General features: G+C 45.3%; 21 protein-coding genes. 12 read left to right on the plus strand and 9 right to left on the minus strand.

Annotation, left to right across the window (positions count from 1 at the left end):
- Positions 1–75: 75 nt before the first annotated feature.
- From UQ64_RS00820 to UQ64_RS00835, 4 genes are all read right to left on the minus strand, one after another.
- Entirely contained in the window at positions 76–1,044 is a 969-nt protein-coding gene (locus UQ64_RS00820) for a sugar phosphate isomerase/epimerase family protein (protein ID WP_060621636.1), read from the minus strand.
- Complete coding sequence (locus UQ64_RS00825) at positions 1,045–1,776, minus strand: ThuA domain-containing protein (RefSeq protein WP_060621638.1); 732 nt, start codon at positions 1,774–1,776, stop codon at positions 1,045–1,047. It abuts the gene before it with no gap.
- A gap of 144 nt (positions 1,777–1,920) precedes the next feature.
- On the minus strand, positions 1,921–3,000 hold the full coding sequence (locus tag UQ64_RS00830) for a Gfo/Idh/MocA family protein (protein WP_060621640.1): 1,080 nt from the start codon (positions 2,998–3,000) through the stop codon (positions 1,921–1,923).
- A gap of 7 nt (positions 3,001–3,007) precedes the next feature.
- Complete coding sequence (locus tag UQ64_RS00835; protein WP_060621641.1) at positions 3,008–3,961, minus strand: AraC family transcriptional regulator; 954 nt, start codon at positions 3,959–3,961, stop codon at positions 3,008–3,010.
- Positions 3,962–4,356: 395 nt separating this feature from the next.
- Between UQ64_RS00835 and UQ64_RS00840 the strand changes: the two genes are divergently transcribed.
- The 5 genes from UQ64_RS00840 (at position 4,357) to UQ64_RS00860 (ending at position 10,272) form a co-directional block, all read left to right on the plus strand.
- Entirely contained in the window at positions 4,357–5,361 is a 1,005-nt protein-coding gene (locus tag UQ64_RS00840; RefSeq protein WP_060621642.1) for a LacI family DNA-binding transcriptional regulator, read from the plus strand.
- Positions 5,362–5,517: 156 nt separating this feature from the next.
- Entirely contained in the window at positions 5,518–6,777 is a 1,260-nt protein-coding gene (locus UQ64_RS00845; protein WP_060621643.1) for an ABC transporter substrate-binding protein, read from the plus strand.
- Positions 6,778–6,862: 85 nt separating this feature from the next.
- On the plus strand, positions 6,863–7,729 hold the full coding sequence (locus tag UQ64_RS00850; protein WP_060621644.1) for a carbohydrate ABC transporter permease: 867 nt from the start codon (positions 6,863–6,865) through the stop codon (positions 7,727–7,729).
- On the plus strand, positions 7,726–8,547 hold the full coding sequence (locus tag UQ64_RS00855; protein ID WP_170880249.1) for a carbohydrate ABC transporter permease: 822 nt from the start codon (positions 7,726–7,728) through the stop codon (positions 8,545–8,547). The genes UQ64_RS00850 and UQ64_RS00855 overlap by 4 nt, the downstream gene beginning before the upstream one ends.
- A gap of 36 nt (positions 8,548–8,583) precedes the next feature.
- Positions 8,584–10,272, plus strand: a complete 1,689-nt coding sequence (locus tag UQ64_RS00860; protein WP_060621645.1) for a glycoside hydrolase family 13 protein — start codon at positions 8,584–8,586, stop codon at positions 10,270–10,272.
- Positions 10,273–10,362: 90 nt separating this feature from the next.
- Here the strand turns inward: UQ64_RS00860 and UQ64_RS00865 are convergent, their stop codons facing one another.
- From UQ64_RS00865 to UQ64_RS00880, 4 genes are all read right to left on the minus strand, one after another.
- A complete protein-coding gene (locus tag UQ64_RS00865) occupies positions 10,363–10,908 on the minus strand; it encodes a GNAT family N-acetyltransferase (protein WP_060621646.1) in 546 nt (181 codons plus the stop codon).
- Positions 10,901–11,284, minus strand: a complete 384-nt coding sequence (locus tag UQ64_RS00870; RefSeq protein WP_060621647.1) for a cupin domain-containing protein — start codon at positions 11,282–11,284, stop codon at positions 10,901–10,903. The genes UQ64_RS00865 and UQ64_RS00870 overlap by 8 nt, the downstream gene beginning before the upstream one ends.
- A gap of 1 nt (position 11,285) precedes the next feature.
- Complete coding sequence (locus UQ64_RS00875; RefSeq protein ID WP_245237815.1) at positions 11,286–11,783, minus strand: NAD(+) diphosphatase; 498 nt, start codon at positions 11,781–11,783, stop codon at positions 11,286–11,288.
- 72 nt (positions 11,784–11,855) lie between these two features.
- On the minus strand, positions 11,856–13,331 hold the full coding sequence (locus tag UQ64_RS00880) for an amidase family protein (protein WP_060621649.1): 1,476 nt from the start codon (positions 13,329–13,331) through the stop codon (positions 11,856–11,858).
- Positions 13,332–13,600: 269 nt separating this feature from the next.
- Between UQ64_RS00880 and UQ64_RS00885 the strand changes: the two genes are divergently transcribed.
- From UQ64_RS00885 to UQ64_RS00915, 7 genes are all read left to right on the plus strand, one after another.
- Entirely contained in the window at positions 13,601–14,446 is an 846-nt protein-coding gene (locus UQ64_RS00885; RefSeq protein ID WP_060621650.1) for an STM4015 family protein, read from the plus strand.
- On the plus strand, positions 14,406–15,743 hold the full coding sequence (locus UQ64_RS00890) for an STM4014 family protein (protein ID WP_245237816.1): 1,338 nt from the start codon (positions 14,406–14,408) through the stop codon (positions 15,741–15,743). The genes UQ64_RS00885 and UQ64_RS00890 overlap by 41 nt, the downstream gene beginning before the upstream one ends.
- Entirely contained in the window at positions 15,744–16,526 is a 783-nt protein-coding gene (locus tag UQ64_RS00895) for an STM4013/SEN3800 family hydrolase (RefSeq protein WP_060621652.1), read from the plus strand.
- A gap of 22 nt (positions 16,527–16,548) precedes the next feature.
- Positions 16,549–17,898 carry an STM4012 family radical SAM protein gene (locus tag UQ64_RS00900; protein ID WP_060621653.1) on the plus strand — a complete coding sequence of 450 codons (1,350 nt, stop codon included), beginning with the start codon at positions 16,549–16,551 and terminating at the stop codon, positions 17,896–17,898.
- Positions 17,895–18,761 (plus strand): STM4011 family radical SAM protein, encoded by an 867-nt coding sequence (locus tag UQ64_RS00905; protein WP_060621654.1) that lies wholly within the window; start codon positions 17,895–17,897, stop codon positions 18,759–18,761. Before UQ64_RS00900 ends, UQ64_RS00905 begins: the two co-directional genes overlap by 4 nt.
- Before the next feature lie 157 nt (positions 18,762–18,918).
- A complete protein-coding gene (locus UQ64_RS00910) occupies positions 18,919–19,647 on the plus strand; it encodes a glycerophosphodiester phosphodiesterase (RefSeq protein WP_060621655.1) in 729 nt (242 codons plus the stop codon).
- A gap of 17 nt (positions 19,648–19,664) precedes the next feature.
- A complete protein-coding gene (locus tag UQ64_RS00915; protein WP_060621656.1) occupies positions 19,665–20,882 on the plus strand; it encodes an SLC45 family MFS transporter in 1,218 nt (405 codons plus the stop codon).
- 100 nt (positions 20,883–20,982) lie between these two features.
- Here UQ64_RS00915 and UQ64_RS00920 read toward each other — a convergent pair whose 3' ends face one another.
- Entirely contained in the window at positions 20,983–21,801 is an 819-nt protein-coding gene (locus UQ64_RS00920) for a GGDEF domain-containing protein (protein ID WP_082650931.1), read from the minus strand.
- Positions 21,802–21,829 lie beyond the last annotated feature (28 nt).

A 21,829-nucleotide genomic window follows, 5' to 3' on the forward strand; every position in this document is an offset into this window, starting at 1 on the left:
ATAAACACGCAAAAAAAAAAGTCTTGATCCTCTACAAACACAAGAGAATCAAGACCTTTCGTTCTTAAACTATTCTTACGCCCACCACATACCTTGTGGTTGATCGCGAATAAGAATGGATTGCAAATTGGTTACTGCACGTTGGAAGCCTTCGTCTACCGTCATAAGAGGGTCTTCATGCTCGATGCTGACCACATAATCATAACCATAAGTACGTAGCGCACTCATGATATCTGACCATTCAGATATGCTGTGTCCGCAGCCAACGGAACGGAAAGTCCATGCGCGAGTCTGCACATCGCCATAAGGCTGCATATCCGTCAAACCATACATATTGATATTGTCCTGATCCAGGTACGTATCCTTAGCATGGAAATGATGGATTGCGCCGGCTTTACCAAGAATCTTGATTGCGCCCACAGGATCGATGCCCTGCCACCACAGATGGCTCGGGTCTAAGTTTGCGCCAATCGCATCACAGGTTGCTTCTCTAAGCTTCAGAATCGTGTAAGGAGTATGGCAGAGGAATCCGCCATGAAGCTCGATACCGATCTTAACGCCATGCTCCTCTGCTAGCTTACCGATTTCCTTCCAGTAAGGGATCAGTTTATGCTCCCACTGCCAGGTTTTGATATCGCTGTACACGGTAGGCCAAGGTGTAACTGGCCAGTTCGGTGCTTTTGCCTCGTCGCTGTCTCCCGCGGTTCCCGAGAAAGTATTCACTACCTTAACGCCCATTAGCGAAGCCAGCTTGATCGACTTACGCAGAATTTCGTCGCCTTCACGAGCTTCTTCTTTATCCGGCGAGATCGGGTTATTATGGCAACTGAAAGCACTGATCATAATGCCACGTTTCGTGAACTTCTCCAGATATTCCTTACGTGCTGATTCGCTGGCAAGCAGCTCATCTGTTGGACAGTGGGCATTTCCGGGATTGCCTCCTGAACCGATCTCTACCGCATTCAAACCAGCAGCAGCAATCTTATCAAGCATCTCTTCGAGAGTTAAACTTCCAAATACAGGATCAAATACGCCTAATTTCATTTATAATACCACCTTTTCTTTGATTGGCTCCAAAGCTTCGGAATGTCCGTAAACTGGATAATCACGCTTCGTTGGTGCACACCAGTTCACGCCATTGATGATGACTCTTTGAATTTCTTTGTTGTAATAGGTTGGGTAAGATTCATGACCGGGCTGGAAGTAAAAAATCTTCCCGTTCCCACGAGTATAGGTCGATCCGCTTGGGAACACATTGCCGCCTTCAAACCAGCCGACAAAAATTAGACTCTCTGGTGCCGGCACATCAAAATGTGCTCCGTACATTTCCTCTTGCTCCAAATCGATATATTCGCCAATGCCCTCAGCAATCGGGTGACTTGGGTCCATGACCCAAAGACGCTCTTTCTCCCCTGCTTCACGCCACTTTAGATCGCAGCTGGTGCCCATTAGCTTCATGAATATTTTGGACATATGACCCGAATGAAGCACCACTAGCCCCATACCTTGCAGCACTCTTTGGTGAACACGGTTTACAATCTCATCACTAACTTCTTGATGGGCGACATGTCCCCACCAGATCAGTACATCCGTGTTATCCAGCACTTCTTGTGTCAGTCCATGCTCCGGTTCATCCAGCGTAGCTGTCTGAGCGTCTAGTCCAGCTTCCTGAAGGAAGCTTGCCAATTGTCCGTGAATCCCTTGCGGATAGACCTTGAGAATTCTTTCTTCCTGCCGTTCATGGCGGAATTCATTCCATACCGTTACTCTGGTCACTTTGGACACACTCCTAGTTCATAGTTATCTATGTCGTTAAACTTGACTGTTTATTCAAGAAGAAACGCCGTTGTCATCCTTAGAAGATGACAACGTTTCTCGTAGAAAAGTAAGGATTAAGTATAACGTGGAACTTATACTTTCTTACTTTTCAAGGAATACAGGCATGCCAGTCTCAGAGGATTTATAAATAGCCTCCAAGATGCGGGTAACAACGAGCGCCTGCTCTGGCTTCACTACAGGCTCGGTGTCATTGACGATGCTGTCAATCCACTGAGTGGCCTCCGTCAATGCAGGATCATCTCCCGCGCCATCATAAAAGTCAACGCCGCCGGCTTCCAAGCTAATATGCTTCTCGAATGTCTTGCCGTATTCTTCTCCGTTAATGCGCAGACCGTTCTCCATATCCGCTCCACCTTCAGTACCGCAAAGCACAGTCTTAGCTTCACCAACATCAAGTGTATTCAGCGCCCAGCTTGCTTCAAGAACGATGCTAGCTCCATTCTCCATAGTAATGAATCCAATGGCGGAATCCTCAACTGTAAATTTTTCTGGATCCCACGGGCCCCAAGCGTTCGCAGCGTTTTTACGACCAGATAGCTTATGATAAGCGTTACCGACAACATATTTTGGTTTGTAGTTATCCATCATCCAAAGCGTCAAATCGAGGGCATGAGTACCGATATCAATCAATGGACCTCCGCCTTGTGCTTCCTCATCCAGAAATACACCCCAAGTTGGAACGGCACGACGACGGATCGCCTTAGCTTTGGCATAATAAATCTCTCCAAGACCGTTATTCTCGCATACCGTATGCAGATAAGCTGAATCTGGTCTGAAACGGTTTTGGTAACCGATGGTCAGCTTCTTCCCAGTTCGCTTAGAGGCATCGATCATTGCTTGCGCTTCTTCGGTGGTTTTTGCCATCGGCTTTTCGCACATTACATGCTTGCCTGCTTCCATTGCCGCAATGGATATCTCTGCATGAGAAATGTTTGGTGTACATACATGAATCACATCTATACTTGCATCTTTAAGAAGCTCTTTATAATCTGCGTAAACCACGGAGCTCGCATCCCCAAACTCCGCTTTTGCCTTCTCAGCACGCTCAGGAACGATGTCGCAAAAAGCAACCATTCGAGCACCTTCTACTTTTGATAACGCTGGCATATGTTTGCCGTTAGCAATGCCTCCGCAGCCGATAATTCCTATTGTTAATGTCATCTTTGTTCTAACCTCCACTTGTTCCTGTTTTGATATCTCTATCATACAAAGCCCGGGGACGTCTTTCTTCCTGCATTCTTGCTGTATTATTCCCGAATATTGTCTTGTGGTATTTAAGAGGGGATATCCCTGTAGCTTCCTTGAAGAAATGATGAAAGGTCTTCACGCTGCCAAAACCAGCTTCTTCCGCCACCGCGGACATCGGCAGATCATCATTCATCAAAATCCATTTGGCTTTGTTAAGTCGATATTCATTTAAGAATGCTATAAAGGTCATGCCAGTGTTCTTCTTGAATAGCTTGGTAAAATAATACGGACTGAAGCCCATATAATTCGCTACCTCATTCAGCGTAATAGCCTCCTGATAATGCTGTTCCACATAGATAAAAATCCGCTCTAATCTCTCCAGTGTTTCTCTGGACTGGTTCAGCGTATCTTCCGAGAACTTAGGCTGTTTATTTACTGTGCTCTTCGGCACCTCCCGCAAAATTACAGTCAGTAGTTCAAACAATCTAGCTTTGATTAAGTAGGCGTACCCTTCTCTTCGCTGCACGTCTTCCTCGTAAATACTCTCAATCAGCCCTTTGATCTTCTCGGCGGTTGCCTCGGGCCATTTTGAACTTGAATGCTCCATAAGCGTAAAAACCTCACGGAGCGAATAGTCATTTCCGCTCAAAGCTGCGACTTCCTGAAACAGGTTAAGATCGAACTGAATTACTACCCGTTCGCTCTCAGGCGAGGCGAGAAAATAATGGACATCCCCACCGTTGATAAATTGAATCTCACCCTGCTCCATGTGAATAGGGGTATCATTAATTCCCAGATTTAGACTTCCTTTAGTTACATATATAATTTCAATTTCTTTATGCCAATGCGGATAGCACAGCGTATCTCCTCCACAAAGTAAACTTCTAAAGGGAAAGTGCTTATCCACATCCGGAATTTCGAGATAAATATTCATAAGTGCAGCTCCTTATCCGGTTAAACACTAAACAAACGATGAACATGTAAATCCGATATTTGCGTAAGCGTTTACTCTCTAAATGTTAGCCCTCTAATATTCTTTTGTCAATTCTAGGCCATATGATTCCTTGTATCCCGCTCCTACTACATTTCATATCACTTATACCCCTTTTTTAGAAGAGATTATTTGGTAAATTAATCGGTTTCATTCTATTAAAAATAATTGTCTTTCATGGTTCTTATCATTCACATATTTTTTAAGTGGAGTTGACAAGCATACCTGACAGGATTTATATTCAGGGTAAGCGTTTACGTAATTCTTTCAAAGTAATTTGATTTTCGAAGCGTAAACGTTTAATCTAAGGCTAACCGTAATCTAAGGAGCACGTATGAATGAACCCAACAATTAAAGATGTTGCACAAAAAGCGAACGTTTCCATTGCGACAGTCTCTCGCGTGCTAAACAATTTAAGTGGGTACTCCGACAAGACGAAACAAAAGGTAAATGAGGCTATCAAAGAACTCGGCTATCAACCTAACGCAATTGCTCGTGGCCTAATCAATAAGCGTACGCAGACCATTGGTGTAATGTTTCCAAGTGTATCTGGAGCGTTCTCCTCCGATCTGCTTAAAGGCATTGAGGAATTGGCCAATGACCGCAATTACAGTGTAATGGTCTGTAATACCGACCAGGATGGTAAACGAACGTTAAAGTACTTGCAGCTTCTGAGGGAGAAGCAGGTCGATGGCATTATTTACTCTAGTGAGGTCTTGAAGAAAGAGTATTACGATGTGCTAGAGACCATGAAGATCCCCGTTGTGTTGGTTTCTTCCCAAACGGAATTTGCCAGTGTACCTTACGTGAAAGTAGACGACTACCAGGCTGCTTATGATGCTACTCTCTACTTAATTTCCAAAGGTCATAGCAAAATCGCCATGATCAGCGGAAACCCAAGCGATGCTATCGCTGGTGCACCCAGAGCTGAGGGATATCGTAAAGCGCTTGAAGCGAATGGGATTCCTTTCGACAGCCGTTATCTCACTTTTGGAGACTTTCTGTATGAAAGCGGGAGCATTGCAATGGAAGCTCTCTTGGAGCAAGCCCCTGATGTCACTGCCGTCTTTGCCGCTAGTGATGAAATGGCAATTGGTGCTCTTTCCACTGTCATCAAATATGGTTTAAGTGTTCCAGAGGATATCTCAATTATGGGCTATGACGATCTTGGAATGGCGAAAATGATTATTCCTCCGTTAACTACAGTGCGTCAACCACTGTACGATATTGGTAAGATCGCCGTGGAGAAGCTTATTCAGATGATTGAAACAGGCGAGACTGTGGATAGCAAAATTGTCGATCACTTAATCGTGGAAAGACAAACGGTAAGATCACTTACCTGAGTCTTTTTACCTCTTTTACGTAAACGTTTACTCTCTTTATTGGTAATGTATACCTGCCGCCTATAAGTAGCAGAATATCAATTAGTTTTCATTTACGTACATGTTTAATCTCTTACATGTTCATAATACCAAACAAATTATTAGGAGGATTTAATCATGAAAAAAACAATCAAACCCGTAGTGGTTAGCGTACTGGCTATGTCCGTACTTAGTGCCTGTGGCAGCAATGCGGCTGACAACAGCGCAAATAGTGGTGGAAATGCCTCCTCCGGTGACAAGGTCAAAGTCGAGTTTTTCCAAAATAAAACCGAAGCCAAAGCCACCTTCGACAAGCTGGTTGCGAAATTCAATGAAGCCAATCCAAATATTGTTGTCACACAGGTTAACCCGCCAGATGCTGAAACGGTATTGAAAACTCGTGCAGCTAAGAAAGATATTCCTGACGTGGTAGGGATCGGAGCAACTGACACCTACAAAACGTTATCTGGCAGCGGTCTTTTTGAAGATTTCACAGGCGATCCACTCGCTGAGAATATCCAGCCAGCATATCTCCAAATGCTGAAAGACTTGACAGGTTCGAACGAACTGAATGGTCTTCCGTTCTCCTCAAACGCAAGTGGCGTCATTTACAATAAAGCGATGTTCGCTGAAGCTGGTGTTACTGTTCCAACAACTTGGGATGAGTTCATGGCTGTCGCTCAAAAGTTCAAGGACAGCGGTAAAAATGCTTTTTACCTGACACTGAAGGATTCATGGACAACACTTACACCGTTCAACTCCCTTGCGACGATCATTAAAGGAAATGATTTCTTCAAGGAGCGTACGGCAGGCACTGTAACCTTCGCAGACAGCTATACCGAGGTTGCTGAAAAGCTGCTTAAGCTGACCGAATTCGGACAAAAGGATATTTTTGGTAAAGGTTACAATGACGGCAACACAGCATTCGCTAAAGGTGAATCCGCAATGTACCTGCAAGGCGTATGGGCGATCCCAGAAATCGTGAAAGCCAATCCATCCATTGAACTTGGCGTATTCCCATTCCCAGCGACAAATAATGCTGCCGATAACAAGGTCATTTCTGGCGTAGATACATTACTGACTATTTCCAAGAACACTAAACATAAAGAAGAAGCAAAGAAATTCGTAGACTTCCTGCTTCAACCTGAGAATGTTAGCCTATACATCAATGAGCAAAAAGCATTCCCAGCTGTACAAGGTGTAACACAAGATGATCCAACGATGGATGGCTTCAAAGAAGCGTTTACCGCTGGCAACTTGGCTGACTTTGCTGACCACTACATCCCAAGTGCGATGAAAGTAGATACCATTAACCAATCCTTCTTGCAAAAGAAAGATATTAAAGCTTACCTGGAACAGCTTGATAAGGAATGGGATAAAGTAGCTAACCGGAAATAAACAGATCAGACAAACATGAACCGCGAAAGAGAACAGGGCTTCTTTCCCTCTTCTCTTTCGCTTTTACAATGAGGAGGATTACATGATGGCCAAACGCCGAGTCGCCTTTTATCTGATGACTATACCGGCATTACTTCTTTTCTTTGCCTTTCATACCTTTCCTGCACTGCAGGGTATATATTATTCGTTCACGAACTGGGACGGCTTTAGTGACAGCTTTGATTACGTAGGATTTAAGAACTTCATTAACATTTTTCAAGATGAAAATGTGTTGAATTCATATGTGTTCACTTTTAAATATGCCATCCTTACAACTATTCTTATCAACGTCATCAGCTTGTTGATTGCACTTGGACTTAACGCCAAAATTAAAGCTAAAAACTTTTTCCGTGGCGTATATTTCTTGCCGAATATCCTCAGCGTATTGATTGTTGGTTTTATTTTTAACTATTTGTTCGCTAATGTATTCCCAATTTGGGGTGCGAAGATCGGCAGTGAATTCTTATCACAGAACATTCTCGGTAACTCGGACTGGGCTTGGATCGGTATCGTCATTGTAGCCGTTTGGCAGGGGATTGCTTATAACACGATTCTCTATCTGGCGGGTCTTCAAACCATTCCTCATGATCTTTACGAAGCTTCCAATCTGGACGGCGCTAGCCGCTGGAGAGAATTCTGGAGTATTACGTTCCCAATGCTTGCTTCCTTCTTCACCATCAATATGGTGCTCGCGATGAAGGGCGGTCTAATGGTATTCGACCAAATCGTCGCCTTGACAGGCGGGGGTCCAGGTCGTTCAACGCAATCCATTGCCCACTTAATCTACACAGGCGGCTTCCAAGGCGGAGAATTTGCCTATCAATCGGCGAACGCCGTGATTTATTTTATCGTGATTGTCGTTATCTCCGCCCTTCAGCTTAAATTTCTGCAGAAACGGGAGATGGACTTATGATCAAAAAATCAACCAACTGGCCTGTAACGATTCTTATTGCCCTAGGCTCACTACTGATCCTGTTTCCGCTGTACATGACCATTGCCATCGCACTCAAAAATCCCGAGGAAATGGCTCAATCTATCTTCTCGCTGCCAACTGGCCTGCATTTTGAGAACTTCTCCAATGCGATTAAAGCAACGAATTTCTTTAATGCATTAGGAAATAGTACCGTGATTACTATTACAACAGTCGTGTTCATATTGCTTACCAACTCCATGGTAGCCTATGCTATTGCACGTAATATGAAGCGAAGATTTTTCAAAGTGCTTTACTTCTATTTTATAAGCGCAATGTTTATCCCTTTCCAGATTATCATGCTGCCTGTGGTCAAAGTGACAACGGATCTGCACATGAACAACATTGTGGGAATTATTATTCTTTATGTTGTTTATGGTCTGGCCTTTAACGTGTTTGTTTACACCGGTTATATCCGTTCCATTCCGTATGAACTGGAAGAAGCGGCTACAGTAGATGGCGCATCGACCTTCGGAACGTTCTGGAAGATTATTTTTCCACTTCTTGCTCCTGTTAGTGCAACGATCGGTATCCTGTCTTGTCTATCCACTTGGAATGACTTTATGCTACCGCTGGTTCTGCTCGGCGATCAGGATTCCTACACACTTCCGCTGGTACAATATGTATTCCAGGGGCAGTTCAGTACAGATTTCAACTTAGCTTTCGCTTCATATCTGCTCGCATTAACCCCGATGCTCATCGTCTATTTGTTCGCGCAAAAATGGATTATCAGCGGACTTACATCAGGGTCCATTAAATAAAATAGTAAGTCTATATAGAGATAGGAGATTACAACCTTGGATAAAAAATGGTGGAAAGAAAGCGTAGTGTATCAAATTTACCCCCGCAGCTTTAAAGACAGTAACGGGGATGGTATTGGTGATCTGCAAGGGATTATCTCGAAACTTGATTATTTAAATCATCTTGGTGTCGACGTGGTCTGGCTCTGCCCAGTGTACCAGTCGCCTAATGACGATAACGGTTATGATATCAGTAATTATCAAAGTATTATGGATGATTTCGGAACGCTCTCCGATTGGGAGGAACTGCTGGCTGGACTTCACAGCCGTGGCATGAAACTGATTATGGATCTCGTAGTCAACCATTCCTCAGATGAGCATGCTTGGTTCGTGGAATCCCGCAAATCGCAGGATAATCCTTATCGTGATTATTATATCTGGCGTCCTGGAAAGGACGGACAGCCGCCGAACGACTGGGGCTCCTTCTTCAGTGGATCAGCTTGGGAATACGATGAGAAGTCGGAGGAATATTATCTCCATCTCTTCTCCCGTAAACAACCGGACCTAAATTGGGACAATCCAAAACTCCGCAAGGAAATCTACGATATGATGACTTGGTGGCTGGATAAAGGGATTGACGGATTCCGCATGGACGTAATCAACCTGATCTCCAAAGTACCGGAATTACCTAGCGTTTCTGGGGAAAGTAACGGAGAACAGCCTACGTACCACTTCGGTGGAGACTATTTCGTTAACGGTCCACGCGTACATGAGTATATGCAGGAAATGAACCGTGAGGTGCTATCCAAGTACGATATCATGACAGTGGGTGAAGCCGTTAATGTCACTCCAGAAGAAGCTTCACTGTATGTTTCCGAGGATCGTAACGAGCTGAACATGGTATTCCATTTCGAGCTCATGGATGTCGATTCCGGACCTGGAGGCAAATGGAATGTACAACCTTGGAAGCTAGCAGACATTAAGTCTATTATTTCCAAGTGGCAAGTCGCACTCGACGGTAAGGGTTGGAACAGCTTGTATATGAACAACCATGATCAGCCGCGTATGCTATCCCGCTTTGGAGATGATAAGCTGTTCCCGAAAGAGTCTGGCAAAATGCTGGCAACACTGCTTCACACGCTCCAAGGTACACCTTACATCTATCAAGGTGAAGAAATCGGCATGACAAATGTGCAATTTGCTTCCATCGATGACTACAAGGATATTGAAATTGTAAATATGTATAAGGAATACTTGGCTGCCGGTCACTCGGAAGAAAAAATCATGAATTCCATTTACATCAAAGGCCGGGACAATGGCCGTACACCGATGCAATGGAACTCGGAGCCACAGGCAGGCTTCACCACCGGCACTCCGTGGCTAGCTCTAAACCCTAACTACAAAGATATCAACGTGGAGAAGGCATTAGCTGATCCCGATTCTCTTTTCCACTACTATAAGAAGCTTATTGAGCTTCGTAAGCAGCATGAGATTATCGTATACGGAAACTATACAATCTTGGCTGAGGAGAATGAGCAGGTATATGCTTATCTACGTGCTCTTGGAGAAGAACAGCTACTGGTTGTATTGAATTTCTTCGGAGAGCCTGCAACCTTCGAACTTCCTTCAACTGTGAAATTCCAAGCGAAGGAATTGCTTATTGCCAACTACGAAGTAAATCCAGAAGAAGAACTAAACACCATTCAGCTTCGTCCTTATGAAGCTCGTGTGTATAAACTTAGCTAAGTTCATGGTAGAACAATAAAAAGGAGCCACTCGGCTCCTTTTTGTTTGTCTATTTGCTTGCAAGAACATTAATAATTTACTTTATGTAGCTTAACCTTCAGAGTTAATAATTCCATAATGAATAAGGTCATCATATTTATTTTCTTTATAGATATGCTGTAATAAAATGCCTTCCTTCACCATTCCACATTTTTGCATCACCCGCCCAGAGCTGGGATTTGAAGCAAAGTGGATTGCAAATACTTTATGGTAATGCTTTTCTGAAAAAGCAAACGCAATGATCGCTTTTGTTGCTTCAGTCGCGTATCCTTTACCCCAATATTCCTCACCGATCCAATATCCAACTTCACCATTTCTGTGTGCTTGCTTATTCGTCAGTCCTATAGCTCCATAGAGCTCGTTTGTACTTTTATCAGTAATCGCAAACTCATAATACATATTATTGATAAAATTCACTTCATGAGCTTCAATCCATGATATTGCACATTCGATAGTGTATGGATAAGGTAGAGTCAACGTACTTTTGTAGACATTATAATTATTGCAGAGTTCCGAGACACGCTTAGCATCAGATAATTCAAAAGGCCTCAAAATCAATCTTTCGGTCGTAATTGTTCTTTTCTCTTGATTAAACATTGTTTTCCCTCCGCTCCAGAATCTCTTGCACCATCGGCATCGCCAAACTCATATTCTCAGCTTCGATCACTATCGCTGTTAGTCCTGTCTCCGTGCGTGTCTCATGCCACTCGCCCTTGTCCCAATATACGGCAGAGCCAGCGCTAACTGAAATTTCTGCTTCTTCCCCTGCTCTGACCCAGCCTTCTCCGCTAACGACCAGAAACAGCTGTGGAATCGGAGTCTGATGCCAGCCAACAAGTCCATTCACGGCCAAGTGCATACATCCCACTTGCGGAGAAACCACCTCTGTCAGTATTCTCGACATATAAAGCTGCTGGCTGCCGAACGCATCAATAGATTTACCAGCTTCTTTGGCAAAGCTATATACTCGCATCTTACACTGTTCCTCCTACCGATACCGGATTTACCTGTACCTGTTCCGCATGCAATTTCTCAATAATCGCCAATAGGAAGGTTTCGGCTAGACTATTCTTTTTAATAGCGCTGGCGGCCTCTTCCAAAGTAAACCATTCAGCATGATCTACCTCAGCATTCACCTGACCTAAGTCCTCCGAATCTGCAACACCTATAAAATTCAGCATCAGCGTATTAGAAGGTGCAAAATACAAGCTGCGCATATATTCATAGGCTACAATATCAAGACCTACCTCTTCTTTTACCTCACGAATAAGAGTTGTTTCCGCATCTTCACCTTTATTCACGTACCCTGCAAGCAATATATAATCTGGTCGGTTATACTGCTGGATCAATAGAATCTTATTCATATCCCGATTTAATACCGCTGTACTGATTGCTGTGCTGAAAATAGGAAATCGGAACATTTCGCATGCATTACAATAAGGTACCTGGCCTTCCCCCTCGCTTTCTTTCATTACTAATGCAGTTCCACATTCTAGGCAATATTTCAAGCTGATCTCTTCCTTCTATAATAAAGTAGTCAATACCTATTCCAGTTGCGGTGGAACACGATGCTGCGTAGCTTGTTCAAACCCGTAGGCTATGGATAGGAGCGTAGGCTCACTATAGGCTTTTCCGGAAAATACTACTCCAAAGGGCCCCCGAGTTGGATCACCGTCGGCATCAATAATGCCCTGATCTACATACCCTGCCGGAACGGTAATTAACGGATACCCCAAACGTGCCGCAATATACATCCCATCTACGTCACCAGGCAGCAATAATGCATCCAAACTATGTTGTTCCAACACGTAGTCTATTCCTTGCTCGAGCGCTAACTCTCTGTATTCTTGTTTCTTTTGCTGATATTCTTCTTCGGTTAAAGTTACTCCCTCTGACCTAGTTAATGTGTCTTGCCCATATTGTAATGCGATTTCAGCATGGCTTTCATTATACGCTATCAGTTCTTGTAAAGAGTGAATCGGAACGGAATCATCTACTTGGGATAAATACGCATTGAGCCCCTTTTTAAATTCATAGCAGATCACATCATTATTCCAGTTTTGTTGTTCAACGTAAAGCGTAACCGGATCTATAATCGTAGCGCCTTCGTTCTTCAAAGTCTGGATAGCATCTTCCATAATTGAAAGCCGCTCTGCATCTAAATGGTTATAATAATACCGTGGGACACCTATTCTTGCTTGCCGAATAAAGCTTTTATCTAAAAATGGAGTATAGTCCGTAAAAGCATGCTTCTCGCTCGAAAATGTTGCTTCATCCTTGTCATCCACTCCCGTTAATGCCCCCAAAATAATTGCCGCATCCGTAACTGTTCTTGTGATAGGACCAGGGGTGTCTTGGCTAACTGAAATAGGAATCACTCCAGTACGACTGACTAATCCGACCGTTGGTTTGATCCCGACGAGTGCATGCTGACTTGCTGGGCCGACGATTGATCCCGCTGTTTCCGTTCCGATCGATGCCGCTGCCAAATTCGCCGCAATTGCTGCCGCTGGTCCAGAGCTTGAACCACTGACAAATACATCGCCTGGTCCATATGGATTAAGTACAAGGCCACCTCGTGAGCTATACCCCGCCGGCATTGAACTGGACAAAAAATTAGACCACTCCGACATATTCGCCTTTCCAAGTAAAACAGCCCCTGCCGACCGAAGCTTCGCAGCTACGAAGGAATCTTTTGCCGCAAATGATCCTGCTAAAGCTACTGAACCAGCACTCGTATGCATCTTATCCGCTGTATCTATATTATCCTTCAACAATATAGGAATACCGTGTAGACTTCCTCGACTTCCTTTTTCTTTACGTTCAACATCCAGTGCTCTCGCGATGTCTATAGCCTCTGGATTAATTTCTAAGATTGCGTTTATGTCTATATCGTACTTATGAATCCGTTCCAAATAGGCTGCTACCAAATCCTCTGCGCTGACTACTCCTGCTTCCATAGCCGCTTGCAGCTTTGCAATATCCGCTTCTATTATCCATTCCTGATGTTTGAACTTCATTAGAGCAGCTCCTTCAAGTATAATCGCCTTCGGCGTCCTTATAAGGACGGTAAGCGTTTAGCGAGAAATATAAGGATAAAGTATAGTGTGAAACGAATACTTTCTTATATTTCAAAATAATGTAATTCTCCCTAGCATAAACCTACCATACATTCTTAGGTCAATGACATGACCAATTTGACTATAATTATTTAAACCTGTTATTTGACTCCCTTGGCTACAGATGATACGGTATTTTCGAAGTTAAATTTTTCCGGGAGGGAATGCCCATGACTGAAGTAAAGCTCAGTATCGGATACGACGAATTTGAGGAAGGCCAAAGAATCGGCACGGAAATTCAGAAGCTTAGCAGCAGCCCCGAAAGTTCTTCGCTGACCAGCCTAATTATCGGTGATTGGGGGCAAGCCTACGAGAATAGTTCAGAAGAGGTTGTAGAGGCACTCGTTACGCATAGCGCTAGCTTCCCTGCTTTGCGCAAGCTTTTCATGGGTGAGATGGGCTATGAGGAATGCGAGATTTCTTGGATTACCCAAAGCAATCTATCGCCGCTCCTCCCCGCTTTTCCAGAGCTACAATCACTCACGATTCAAGGTGGGAATGAGCTGAGCCTCACAGAACTCAAACACGACAAGCTAGAAGAACTGATTATTATCAGTGGGGGCTTAGGTAAAGCCGTTCTTGAACATATTGCAACTAGCCAATTGCCGAATTTACGCAAGCTGGAGCTATATCTAGGCGTAGAAGATTACGGATTTGACGGCAACCTTTCAGATCTTCTCCCTCTTATAGAAGTAGGGAAATTCCCTAAGCTTACTTATCTAGGTTTAAAAAATAGCCAGATCCAAGATGAGATCGCAGGTGCATTAGCAAATGCTCCTATTCTGGATCAGCTGGATACGCTAGATCTATCACTCGGTACCCTAAGCGATGAGGGGGCGGAATTGCTTCTAGCCAGCGACAGAATCAAAAAATTAAAAGCATTAAACCTAAGCCATCATTATATGTCTGACGAGATGATTAGCCGCTGGCAGCAGAGTGGACTGCCTGTTGATGTTAGCGACAAGCAGGAAAGCGATGATGAGGAAGACTGGCGTTATCCTTCCATCACAGAGTGAGCCTCTCATGAGGCCGATGATCGTTATCGGTATTCCCGGCGATAAACGGACTAGCGGCATCCAGCAAGCGCGTTCCGATCTCGGAATGCCCCCTGCCATTATTTTATCGTACGCTGAGTTTCTGCAAGGTAGATCGTTAGGTGATCTTATGGGAGAACAGAAGAAGCAATTGTCCCGTCAATCCTCCGTTTATAACGGAGTAGATCTCAGTGCAGCTCCCCCGCTACTGAGACTGGAATCACCTGGCAGCAGCTTTGAAGTAGAACGTGCCTTGATCGCTCTAGGTGCACCGGATTCGGATGATATTGACGATTCCCTTCATCCCTTCGCCGATAGACCTGATCCGCGACCACTCCGCGTGAAGGCAGCCCGTCAATTGAAGGAAATGCAAGGGGTCATGCACCATCCATCTCAATGGTTCCGTGGCTACTGCCGAATGCTGGCTAGACTACAGCGAGAGGCCAAAACCGCGTGTCCAGGTTCGCTGTGGTTAAATGACCCTACTGACATTGCGGCCATGACCGATAAACGCCAGACACAACAGATTCTGAGCGAGGCAGGGATTCCAATCCCTCGCCCAGTAGGCGAAGATCAGCAGCCTACGGATTATGACTCTCTCCGGGAGATGATGTTATCCCGGCGCATGCACCGGGTATTCATTAAGCTGGCCTTCGGCTCTGCCGCTTCAGGAGTGATCGCCTATCAGATCCATCCTGTGACAGGTGCCGAAATTGCCTTAACAACAGTGGGGGTCGAGGATTACATCACTCGACCACCCATTTACTATAATTCCGGTAAACTGCGTCGGTACACTGATACCGCCACGATCTCGGGAATTATGAACTGGATTTACCAGCACGGTGCTTATGCTGAACAATGGATCCCTAAAGCGGGGCTTAAGGGAAAAGCCTTCGATATTCGCCAGCTAGTCGTTCTCCGCGAGGCTTGCCACGCGATTGCTCGGGTCAGCCCTACTCCGATTACGAATCTGCATTTACGCAACCAGCGGATGTCTCTTTCGGAAGCCGGTCTGTCTGAACCCATTCAAGAGCAAGTGCGGAATACTGCCGTGCAAGCACTGGCTGCTTTTCCCCGTTCCGGGGTAGCCGGAATAGATGTACTGGTATCCGGGGGTTCACAGCAATGTTTTGTCGCGGATGTCAATCCGTTTGGCGACTTGCTGTACGATGTGAAATACCGCGGCTGCAGCACCTACGAATGGGAAATGAAGGTATTGTCGGCTAGAGACTATATCACACCTCCCTCTACACCGCTTATAAAGGAAGGATTATCTTAAATGGATATGAACACCATCGTCGGCACGCATGATATTCTTATGATCACACTCGATACTCTTCGTTATGACACTGCTGTTATGGAGGAAGAGAACTGCCCGAACTTGTGCGGAACCGGCCCTTGGGAGAAAAGACATACCCCAGGCAGTTTCACCTATGCGGCTCATCATGCCTTCTTCGGCGGCTTCTTGCCTACTCCAGCCACAACGGATAAGACAGAACATATCCGCATGTTCCATTCCCGAAACACCGGAATGAAGACACATCCCCATACCTGGCTGTTCGATACACCCGATATCGTATCCGGGTTTGCTGCCGAGGGCTACCGTACGATTTGTATTGGGGGCGTTATATTTTTCACCAAAAAAAATCCACTCGCTCGTGTGTTACCAAGCTACTTCCAGCACAGCTACTGGCGGATGACGTTCGGCGTTACCAATCCGCGTTCCACAGAGCATCAGGTGAATCATGCCTTGAAGCTGCTGAAGGATACTACGCGCGAGCAAAGACTGTTCATGTTCCTCAATGTCTCAGCCATCCACGGGCCGAACCATTATTTTATACCCGGTGCTAAAAAAGACTCCGTAGACAGCCAGCGCGCCGCACTCCGCTATGTGGATGGTGAACTGGGCCGATTATTCGATGCCTTCCGGGAACGTGGCAATCCTACCTTCTGTCTAGCGTTTTCTGATCATGGAACCGCCTATGGCGAAGATGGCTATCAGGGGCATCGCTTGGCCCACGAGACCGTATGGAACGTCCCTTATCGGGAATTTATATTATAAAAGGAAAGGATGGAGAACTGTTATGACGTTATCGTCCTTCTCTTTAGAAGAGCTTCACCAATGGAAAGACAACATTACTGCTTACCCTTATCGATCTTATCTGTATTCCTATCCACATAAAACGGCTTACAGGGATCTACAGCCACCAATTCCGTTAGAATCCTTATGGCGGGATGAGCCAGCTGAATCCTTCTTTCTATATATGCACATCCCGTTTTGCGGCGCTCGCTGTGGATTCTGCAACCTGTTCACCCTGCCTGATAAACGCGCGAATGTTCACACTACATACGTAGATGCGCTGGAGCGTCAAGCCAAGCAGTGGGCAGCGTTCACCAGACATAAGCCGTATGCCCGTTTTGCTATTGGCGGTGGAACCCCTACATTGCTGGCGGCAGATCAGCTTCGTCGCTTGTTTCGCATTGCCGTTGATACAATGGGACTAGATACGAGCTCGGCCTCCATCTCGGTGGAAACTTCACCTGAGACGCTCAGCGAAGAGAAGCTGAATATTCTTAAAGAAAATACTGTGGATCGGGTCAGCATGGGCATTCAGAGCTTTGTCGCAGCTGAATCCGCAGCGATCTATCGCCCGCAGAATCCAGATGAGGTATATCGGGCACTGGAGCTACTGGGTAAATATGATTTTCCCATTCTAAATTTGGATCTGATCTATGGTCTTCCGGGGCAGACCGTCGACTCTTGGCTGTATTCGCTAAATCAGGCGCTTAGCTATGATCCTGAAGAAATCTTTATTTATCCGCTCTACACCCGTGAGCATACCATCGTAAAGCCAGGGGATATCCAGCGTCAGGAGGATATTCGCCTAGACTGCTACAAAGCCGCTGGGCAACTGCTTAAAGCGAGAGGTTATCGCCAATACTCCATGCGTCGTTTCGCCAAGGAAGACGCAGGAACAGCTAAACACATTCTTGACTACAGCTGTCAGGAAGAGGGCATGGTCGGGCTGGGCTGCGGGGCTAGATCCTATACTCGCAATGTGCATTACGCTTCCCGTTATGGGGTGAGCCGTAAAGCAACCGAGAGCATTATTGCCGATTACGTCGGGACGGATCGTTACGATACGGCTGATTATGGAATTGTACTGAGTCTGGAAGAACAAAAGCGCCGTTTTATTCTGAAGGCGATTTTACATAGTGAAGGCCTGAGGCTTGAAGATTATAGTCTGCGCTTCGGAAATTCACTCTGGAGTGATTATCCTGAACTGTCTAACCTGCTTCATACCGGCTTAGGGCAAGAAGCAAATGGCGTACTACGCCTCACTACCGAAGGTTTGGGCTACTCCGATTCCATCGGTGATTGGTTTATTTCAGGGGAGATTCGAGAGCAGATGGAAAGGTTCGTATTGCCATGAATGCAGTCCTCTACTACCGTGGGTCTCTCACCTCCTGCAACTATGACTGCCCCTACTGTCCTTTCGGCAAAACAAGAGACAGCGCAGCCACTCTCACGAAGGATCGGCAAGGGCTGGAGATCTTTGTCGAGTGGGCCTCTCTGCAAGGTGCAGCGGGACATCGGCTGTCTATCTTTTTCAACCCTTATGGTGAAGGGCTGATTCATCGCTGGTACAAAGAAGCGATGATCTCGCTCTCCAATATGAGTCATGTGGATAAGGTGGCGATTCAGACTAACCTTTCGGCAAATCTTGATTTCGTTCATAAGCTGAATCGAAGCAAGGCTGCCTTTTGGGCTACTTATCACCCTGGACAGGTGAGTGAGGATAAGTTCCTAACGCAATGCATGGCTTTGTATGAGAATGATGTGCCTTTCAGTGTTGGGAGCGTGGGGATCCGCAGCGCCTTTCCAGCGATTGCCTCGCTTCGTGCAGTATTACCGGAGAGTGTATATCTATGGGTCAATGCTTATAAAGATAAACCGGATTACTATACTGCCGAGGATCTTTCCATTCTAAGCATGATTGATCCGCATTTTGCGGTGAATGCTATGGATTACGAAAGCCTGGGTCAAACCTGCAATGCTGGAAATGAAGTCTTTTATGTACAAGGCGCTGGACTGGTGAAACGCTGCTATAAGGACAGAGGTGTCATAGGCAATCTCTACCGCGATGGCTTGGAAGGTCTATCCGCTGTAAGAGCCTGCCGAATGAAGGTATGCGACTGTTATATCGGTTATATTCATATGCCAGAGCTGAAGCTGCAAGATATATACGGATCAGGATTACTGGAACGAATCCCTTACGGAGCTATGAGCCATTGAACCGAAAATTGCTGTAAGGTTAACTGTACGTAAAATTTCAAGAAATAGAGCCCTGTTAACATTTCTAAACAGGGTTTCTTTACTCTGTGTGGAATATGACAAGTAGTCCTCATCTACAGGGCGATAGCAACCACTAAATTGGAGGGATTAATATCTTATGAGAAACATCGTTAATTTTGCGCATCGTGGCGCATCGGCAGTATGTCCGGAGAATACTATGGCAGCATTCCGCAAAGGTCTTGAGTTAGGTGCAACTGGAATTGAAACTGATGTACAAATGACCAAGGATGGCGGACTTGTTCTTATTCATGATGAAACCCTAAACCGTACGACAAGTGGAAGTGGCTATGTGAAGGATAAAACCCTTGCAGAAATTTTGGAAGTGGACGCGGGCTCTTGGTTCAGTCCCGAATTCAAAGGCGAGAAACTCCCCTTGCTGGAAGATTTGTTAGATCTGCTGCAAGGACGAGATACAGTACTGAACATCGAGTTTAAGAATGGTACTTTCTTTTACCCGGGTATGGAGGAAAAGGTTATCGCGGCTGTACGGGAGTTCAAAATGAGCGATCGCGTGATTTTTTCGAGCTTCAACCATTATTCCCTAGCTCACAGTAAAACGATCGCACCTGAGATCAAGACAGGAATTCTATACGGGGAGGGTCTGTATCGTCCTTGGGATTACGCAGCTACGCTTGGCGCAAACGCGCTGCATGCTTATCATCAAGCGGTACTGCCTGAATTCGTCGAAGAAGCGGCTAAGCAGGGCATCGCCTACCATCCATGGACCGTTAATGATCCGGAGCGGATGAAGGCTTTGATTGAAGCTGGAGTGTCAGGGATTATTACCGATCATCCAGACGTGTTGGCTGGACTTCTAGCTAAATAATAAGGGAGTGTGAACGTGTGAAAAAAGTCTGGTTGCTCGGATTCGGCTTTTTCAGCATCAGCATTACATGGAGTCTGTATAACGCATTCGTACCCTTTTTTCTAGAAAAATACGTACATAGTGTGGCGCTTATCAGCTTCTTGATGACGATTGATAATTACTTTGCCTTATTCCTACAGCCTTGGATCGGCAACCGTAGTGACCGCACTACCTCGCGTTTTGGACGCAGAATGCCTTATCTTATGATCGGTATGCCTTTCGCTGCCGTGCTAACCATGCTGATCCCGTTTCATACCGGACTATTTACACTTCTGTTGTTTATGATGCTGATGAACCTGGCCATGAGCTTATACCGTTCACCAACCGTTGCCCTTATGCCGGATATTACGCCTGAAGAGCAGCGTACGAAGGCTAACGGACTGATTAATTTCATGGGTGGGTTCGGTTCTATTCTCGCTTTCGGCGTAGGTTCTATCCTGTATAAATCCAATCCAGCACTTCCGTTTATCGTTGCTGGACTAATCACCTTGTTATGTCTGTTTATCGTATCACGCTTCATCAAAGAAAATCGGGATGGCGTAAACGTGCAGATGAAGCTTCCTTCAGAAGCAGCTACTGCCACCAAGCCCTCTCGTATTTCCTTTCGAGGTCAGCTTGACCGTACGACAGTATTTCTGCTCGCGGCGATTTTCTTCTGGTTCGTAGCGTATCAAGGCGTTGAGACACTGTTTACCTTATATGGCAAACATCATCTCGGTCTAAGCGAACAGGCGGCCTCTTTCTCGCTCACCTTCTTCTCTTTGGCCTTTGTGCTGTTCGCCATTCCGAGCGGCTGGCTGGGCGGAAGATTCGGGAAGAAAAAAATGATCATCATCGGCGTATGCGGACTAATGAGCATTTTTGCTCTCGTCGGTTTTGCAAAGGATTTGTTGCTCCTTCGAGGGTTACTGTTGCTAGGTGGAGTCTTCTGGGCTTGTATTAATATCAATTCCTATCCTTATGTTGTGGCAACAGGGACAGAAGAGAGTATTGGCACACGAACAGGGATGTATTATCTGGTCTCTTCCCTCGCCGCCATCAGTTCGCCTCCACTACTGGGACTTATGATTGATATCTTTGATTATTCGATCCTGTTCTACGTGGCGGCTATTAGTATGGCCGTTGCTCTTGTCTGCTTGTTCCTCATGAAAGGCCGCAAGCAAGTGACTAATAGCATTCATTCACCTGGGGCATAATTTCATTTCATAGGGTACAGTTAGTCCAATAAAAATAGCGGCAGTCTAGGACCTATTGTAGAGGTCCATGGCTGCCGCTTGTATTTTACACCAACTCATTCTAATTCTTATAAACGGAGTAACGCCCCGTACCAAGCTGCTTGGCAGCGTACATCGCTGTATCTGCTTCATTTAGCAGCCTAAAATGATCCACCTTACCATGACTTATGCTGATCCCTATACTCATGGATACGAACAAGTTATGCTCACCAAGCTGGTAACTCTTAGTCGTCTTCTCCAGAATCCGCACAGCAAGCTGCTCCGCTTCCTTCTGGGTGCTGCCTTTAGCGACAATCACAAATTCATCCCCGCCCACGCGGAAAATATGACGTTTTCTTTTGCTGGAGAATTGAATTAAGTTTTTACCCACTTCTTGCAGTAGTAAGTCCCCCACATGATGCCCCAAGCTGTCATTGATCGATTTGAAACGATTCAGATCCAGAAATAAGACGGCAAGCTGCTCATTTACTTTGCATCGATCCCAAAAATGATCCATTCCATTCTTATTCAATAGCCCCGTTAAAGCATCCTTATACGCCAGTTCTTTCAATTGCTCTCTTTCAGCCAATACTAAGTTCATTCGTGTAAGCAAAAACATGCATAGGGCTATCGTAAGACTATAGAACACCAGCGGTATAATAACCCCATCATCGGCCACTTCATTTCCCAGTAAAGTTTTTACACCTAGCTGGTGCATGATCCATAGGGAGGCGACGATAATGATCACGGAAAGGCCGGTATGAATCGCTCTTTTTTGAGGCGTTTTAGAAGAAATATCCCGGTAAAGTCTTAGTACTAAATAACCGGCCGCTGCTGCGATGAGAATGGATAATAATGTTTGTAAGTAAATCTGGACCTCTGCCACCTTAAATTCGCACATCCTTCTGACTACAAAAATGATTAGCTTT

Origin of the sequence: Paenibacillus etheri, assembly GCF_001012825.1 — a bacterium.
Taxonomy (GTDB): domain Bacteria; phylum Bacillota; class Bacilli; order Paenibacillales; family Paenibacillaceae; genus Paenibacillus_AQ; species Paenibacillus_AQ etheri.